Below are 6,206 nucleotides of genomic sequence, written 5' to 3'. Positions count from 1 at the left end.
TAAGTTCCGTCTGGACTTGGCAAACAAATAGGAAAACAAGAGATAATATAAAGTTATGAACCTTTAAAAAGAGAAAATGCCTATGGAAAAAGAAACAATCCTGCAAGTTGAATAGTCTCCACTATTTGGCTCTTGTTACCCTTACCCTAAATTTAAGAACTATTTAATTAACAACAAATCATCAATCATTTATGAATGAAAATCACAAAAAACGAGGACTAACACATAGCAAACTCCTCACAGCAGTGGCAATTAGCTCACTGTTATTAAGCAGCGGTAACGTGATGGCTGTACAAGCCAATCCTGATAAATCGTTTGGCGTAACAGAACAATTACAAGCTATCACCATCAGCGGTTTAGTTGTCGATGCAGCCGGCGAACCGATTATCGGTGCCAGCGTAGTAGAAAAAGGGACTACCAACGGCGGAATTACCGACTTAGACGGTAAGTTTACATTGACCATAACACCGGGAGCAACACTAAAAATATCATTTGTGGGCTATCAGACACAAGAAGTGAAGGCAGCCAAAACGATGAGAATAACTCTGAAAGAAGATACCGAGATGCTGGATGAAGTAGTAGTAGTAGGCTACGGTGTACAAAAGAAGGCTAACTTGACAGGAGCAGTTTCTACAGTGGACTTAAACAAGACAATGGCAGGTCGTCCACAACAAGATGTAGCCAAAGCATTGCAAGGGGCTGTTCCGGGACTAAGCATTCTCACCACAAGTGGTGCCATCGACGAGACAGCCTCCATGCGTATACGTGGTTTGGGGACATTGAGTAATGGAGAAGTCAGCAATCCACTCATTGTAGTGGACGGCGTTCCGATGGATGACATTTCTTTCCTCGATACGCAAGACATCGAAAATATTTCCGTACTGAAGGACGCTTCCGCTTCCTCCATTTATGGAACGCGCGCCGCTTTCGGTGTGATTCTAATCAATACCAAAAGCGCAAAGCCTAGCGAAAAGGTTACCATCAATTACAGCAACAATTTTGCATGGGATCAAGCTACTTACCTGCCGGACTATCCCGATGTACCCACACAATTAAAGATGGGTATCGAAGCCAGTATGAACGGTGGTGCCGGTATGCCTGAATTGTTCGGTATGTATTTCGACAAATTGTTACCTTACGCCGAAAAGTGGCAGCAACAGAACGGCGGCAAGACCGGCTACCGTCCTATGAACCTCTACCAAAGCGATAGTAACGTGGGTGACTATATCGTATTGGACGGCACTCCTTTTTATTATGCTGACTGGGATGTACAGGACATCTACTTCAACAAAGCTGCTCCTTCCATGAGCCACAATGTTTCTATACAAGGAACATCTGGTAAGACCAATTACTACCTATCTTTCGGCTACAACGAAAAGCAAGGACAGATGAAGATTCACCCGGACGAACTAAAAAAGTACAATGCCTCAGTCAATGTCACCACTAATGTTTACGACTGGCTACAGGTGGGTGCACGCATCAACTATAGTCGTAAGAACTATAAACGCCCGGACACATGGGCCAACACCTACCAATATTTGTGGCGTTGGGGTTCTTATTTCATTCCTTCGGGCACAATCGACGGCTATGACACACGCGTCATGGCCATGCAGAAGCAAGCTGCCGATCGTGAAGTGACAACAGACCTGACCCGTATGAACACTTTCTTGAAAGCTGAAATCGTTAAAGGACTGACCCTTAATGCAGACTTTACATATGCCATTCAGAATATGAACAGCGGTTCGCAGGACAACTCCGTTTACGGCATCAATTGGAGCGGGAAACCGGTACCCTCTTACATCGTCACTAAAGGCAATAGCGGTATCTGGAGAGACTTTTCCAAACAGAACACATGGACGGCCAACGCATACGTAAACTATACCAAAACATTTGCCAAAAAACACAATCTGAATGTAATGGCAGGTGTCAACGCAGAAGAAGAGGAATACAAATATCTGTATGGTACCCGCAATGTGATGTACGATCAAGAGGGATACCCCGAACTGAATATGGCTGGCAAGGATGGACAAGATTTGAGTTGGAATCATACATCCCGCGCTTCTGCCGGTTATTTCGGCCGTATCAATTATGACTACAAAGGCATTTATTTATTGGAACTGAACGGACGTTACGACGGTTCTTCCCGTTTCCCCCATACCGACCAGTGGGCCTTCTTCCCTTCTGCATCCATCGGCTACCGCTTCTCCGAAGAAGCCTACTTCGCCCCACTGAAACATATTGTCAGCAATGGTAAGTTGCGTGCTTCTTTTGGCGAAATCGGCAACGAGGCTGTGGGCGACTACATGTTCGAACAATTAATAAGCCAACGGTTGAACAATAAAAGTACCGGCTATATCTATTGGATTGAAAACAATAATGCCAACGCTAATCTCCTGACCATGTATAACATGCCGGATTTGGTATCAAGTACTTTGACCTGGGAGCGTATCCGCACCCTCAATATAGGTCTTGACCTGGGTCTCTTGAATGACGAACTGACTATAGGTTTCGACTGGTTCCAACGTGAGAATCGTGACATGCTGGCACCGGCACAAGTATTGCCGAACACTCTGGGTGCTTCTGCTCCTTATGAAAATGCCGGTACCTTACGTACACGTGGATGGGAGTTGAACTTGAACTGGCGCCATACCTTCGGCGACTTCGACGTATATGCCAACTTCAACATCGGTGACTCCAAGACTAAAGTAACAAAGTGGGACAATGATTCCAAACTGCTCAGCACCTATTACACCGGTAAAACCTACGGTGACATTTTCGGTTTTGAAACCGACCGTTACTTCGAGGAAAAAGACTTCACCAGCCAAAATGCAGACGGCTCATGGAATTATGCAAACGGCATTGCAAGCCAGGCAGGACTGGAATCCGGTAATTTCCATTACGGCCCGGGAGACGTCAAGTTCAAGGATTTGGACGGCAATGGCAAGATTGACGGTGGAAAAGGCACAGCAGACGACCACGGCGATTTGAAAGTCATCGGAAACTCTATGCCACGCTACGAATACAGCTTCCATTTAGGCGGAGCGTGGAAAGGTATCGACCTTGACCTCTACTTCCAAGGTGTAGGCAAACGTGAGGACTGGACGACTTCTTCCCTAAACCTTCCCGCCATGGTACATGCCGACGTAGCCATCTATTCCCACCAAACAAGCTATAACAAAGTGCTTTGGAATTCAGACTATACCGCCATTACCGGTTATGAGGTAAATCAAGGCAACCGTTATCCACGTCTTTATCGTGGTACAAATAATAGTGGAGGTACCGTATCCGGTATAGCTAACGGCTGCAACAACTACTATCCCCAATCCCGCTATTTGACAGACATGTCCTATCTTCGTCTGAAGAACGTAACTGTGGGATATACCCTTCCGAAAGAGTGGACACGCAAAGCCTACATTGAGAAAGCACGTATCTACTTCAGTGGCAGCAACCTCTTTCTGCTCCACAAAGGGAATGACCTTCCAGTCGACCCCGAAATCAGTACAGGCAATGGACTTACAGCCGGTGGATGGGGACGTATAGCTCCTATTACACGCACATTCTCATTTGGAGTCCAGGTAACATTATAACAACCTCAAAAACTTAAGAACAATGAAGAAATTATTTATATATGGGGTCACAGCGCTGGCGATGTTAACCGGTTGCAACGATTTGCTGGACAAATCCCCCTTGGATACCTTCACGAATACTCCGGCATACTGGAGCAACACCGATAATTTGGATAATCAGTGCAATACTTTTTATAACAACTTTACCGGCTTTGGCAACGGAGCCAGTGGAGGATGGTTCTACTTCAAAACAATAAGCGATGACCAGGTAGATGCAGAAAGCCATAACTGGACTTACACTAACGTGGTCGCATCTTCCACAAACTGGTCAGCCCCTTTCACAGAAATCCGACGCGCCAACTATATCATTGCCGGTGTACAGTCTTCCTCTCTTGATGAAGCAACAAAGGCCCACTATGAAGGTCTTGCACGCATGAACCGTGCGTGGGAATACTATCAGTTGGTCCGTATGTACGGCGATGTGCAATGGATAGACAAAGTTATCGACCCAGCCGACAGCGAAGCCCTCTACGGACCACGCACCGACCGGGATGAAGTGATGGACCATGTGCTGGCAGACATCAATTATGCGTGCGAACACATTACCGCAAACAGCAATCGGCAACGTTTCAGCACCGACATGGCATATGCCATGAAAGCAGACATCACCTTATATGAAGGTACATACTGCAAATATCGCACTCAAGCCGAGAATGGCAAAGCCGCTGATGAGAGCCGCGCCAACAAATACTTGCAAGAATGTGTATCAGCCTGCGAATATCTTATGGCCAAAAACTACTCTCTAAGTAACAGTTACAAAGCCAACTATAATTCTGTCAGCCTGGCAAGCAATCCGGAAATGATTTTCTACAAGCCTTATGCACAAAGTTCGCTAAGGCACTCCACCATTGACTACACAATCAACACAAGTGGTACGCACGGCATTTCAAAGGACGCATTCGACAGTTTCCTTTTCCTTGATGGAAAACCGTTGGCAACAACCTCGAAAAACAAGGACGATGCAGCCGTATTGGATGCAGACAAAAATTACTCTATAAGAGAGGTTTTGGCCGTACGCGACAAGCGCCTGTCCGAAATTCTTGACCCGGTACTTTCTTTCAGAGGCCACGCCTACAGCCGTGCCGGTGTAGCAGCCTTCACCACATCGACCGGTTATGGCATCGCCAAGTATGATAACCCCGAAGAATTGAGTGTAAGCGACCGAAACAACATCGGCTACCAATACACCGACTGCCCGCTCTATTGGATTTCAGTTATTTATCTGAACTTTGCAGAAGCCAAAGCCGAAATGGGTTCTCTCACACAAGACGATCTCAACAACTCCATAAACAAGCTTCAAGCTCGTGCCGGCCTGCCGGCTATGACAACTACTCCAGATGCCGATCCTGCCAATAATATGGGAGTAAGCAATCTGATTTGGGAGATACGCCGCTGTCGCCGTTGCGAACTGATTATGGATAACTGGTACCGATATTGGGATTTAATCCGTTGGCACCAGCTCGACAAATTGGATTCAACCAAGTACCCGAACACCATGTTGGGCGCCAACGTAAGCAATGTGCCTGACTGTGAAGAAGCGACCAAGAACGGATATATAGATGCCTCCGATGCACAAATCCGTACTTATGAAGCCAAACATTATTTCTACCCGATTCCAACTACACAGTTGACCCTAAATAAAAACATGAAGCAGAATCCGGGTTGGTAATCAACTAAAAACAGCATATCGCGCTGTACCTCGTTTGGATTTAATTAAAGCGTTCATACATTCCATGTATCTAAATACAAATGTATGGACGCTTTTGTTATTCCCTTTAAAAGGTGTATAGAAACACGAATAGCACCTTCTAAAAGGAACCATAAATCAATATCATATACTTTCCCTTCGTTCATAACATACTAACAAGAAACATATCATGAAAAAGAAGAACATATTTTTCGTACTACTAATCTGCTTCATCAATAGTAGTTGCAACAAAGAAGAACAAACAGACGAGTTACAAGATAAGGATTTCTATTCTGATGTCACAACACGTGCTTCCTACATAAGCGGTACTATTACGGGCGAAATGAACCCCTATGTTAGTGATGGTTACTACACTTATGATTTAAGTATTCCTATACAAAAACAATCTGTAGGTATAAGAATTTCAGCAGTCGGTGGAGAAGCACGATTCAAAACAAACTACCAAGAACGATTCGAGAGTACATGGGTAACCCAAATTCCAGCAGGAAAAAACCATTTTCCAATAAATGTATTATGGACTAAAGCAGGTAGTAATTCTACCCTGATGGTACGTCCTGAAAAAAGTACAATCGAACTTACCGCAGATCTAAGAAACATCAATGTCAAAATGAAACCTATGCCAATCAATGCCCCTTCAACATTTGAATTGGGAGATACGATAACACTTCGGTGCAATTATCCCATAAACAAAGATACGGACATAAAGTGGACTTACGATAAAAATCTATTCGCTGAAATCTCTCAAAGTGCATCTGCTACAACAGTAGTAAAAGTTTCAGTATAAAAGACCAGCCCTCCGGTTCAAGTGTACAATGGCGTACTACTGGAGGAACAAGCCCACAAAACTACATAGGAGATATTTATACTTGTAA

At 44.7% G+C, this 6,206-nt stretch carries 3 protein-coding genes; all 3 read left to right on the top strand.

Features of this window, described 5'->3' with window-relative positions:
- The first annotated feature begins 191 nt into the window (after window positions 1-191).
- The 3 genes from DXD78_RS08745 to DXD78_RS08735 all read left to right on the top strand — a co-directional run bounded on the left by DXD78_RS08745 (window position 192) and on the right by DXD78_RS08735 (window position 6,118).
- A complete protein-coding gene (locus DXD78_RS08745; protein ID WP_009037762.1) occupies window positions 192-3,587 on the top strand; it encodes a TonB-dependent receptor in 3,396 nt (1,131 codons plus the stop codon).
- A 22-nt stretch (window positions 3,588-3,609) separates the two neighbouring features.
- Window positions 3,610-5,295 (top strand): RagB/SusD family nutrient uptake outer membrane protein, encoded by a 1,686-nt coding sequence (locus DXD78_RS08740; protein ID WP_008662805.1) that lies wholly within the window; start codon window positions 3,610-3,612, stop codon window positions 5,293-5,295.
- Between the two features lie 208 nt (window positions 5,296-5,503).
- Window positions 5,504-6,118, top strand: coding sequence for a hypothetical protein (locus tag DXD78_RS08735; protein ID WP_009037761.1), 615 nt, complete (start codon window positions 5,504-5,506; stop codon window positions 6,116-6,118).
- Window positions 6,119-6,206: the final 88 nt, after the last annotated feature.

The organism is Bacteroides sp. D20 (genome assembly GCF_003436255.1).
GTDB lineage: Bacteria > Bacteroidota > Bacteroidia > Bacteroidales > Bacteroidaceae > Bacteroides > Bacteroides uniformis.
This window is presented reverse-complemented; position numbering and strand designations above follow the sequence as displayed.

Coding starts and splice junctions, on each gene's coding strand:
- DXD78_RS08735 (WP_009037761.1), top strand. CDS start 5,504: ATGAAAAAGAAGAACATATTTTTCGTACTACTAATCTGCTTCATCAAT.
- DXD78_RS08745 (WP_009037762.1), top strand. CDS start 192: ATGAATGAAAATCACAAAAAACGAGGACTAACACATAGCAAACTCCTC.
- DXD78_RS08740 (WP_008662805.1), top strand. CDS start 3,610: ATGAAGAAATTATTTATATATGGGGTCACAGCGCTGGCGATGTTAACC.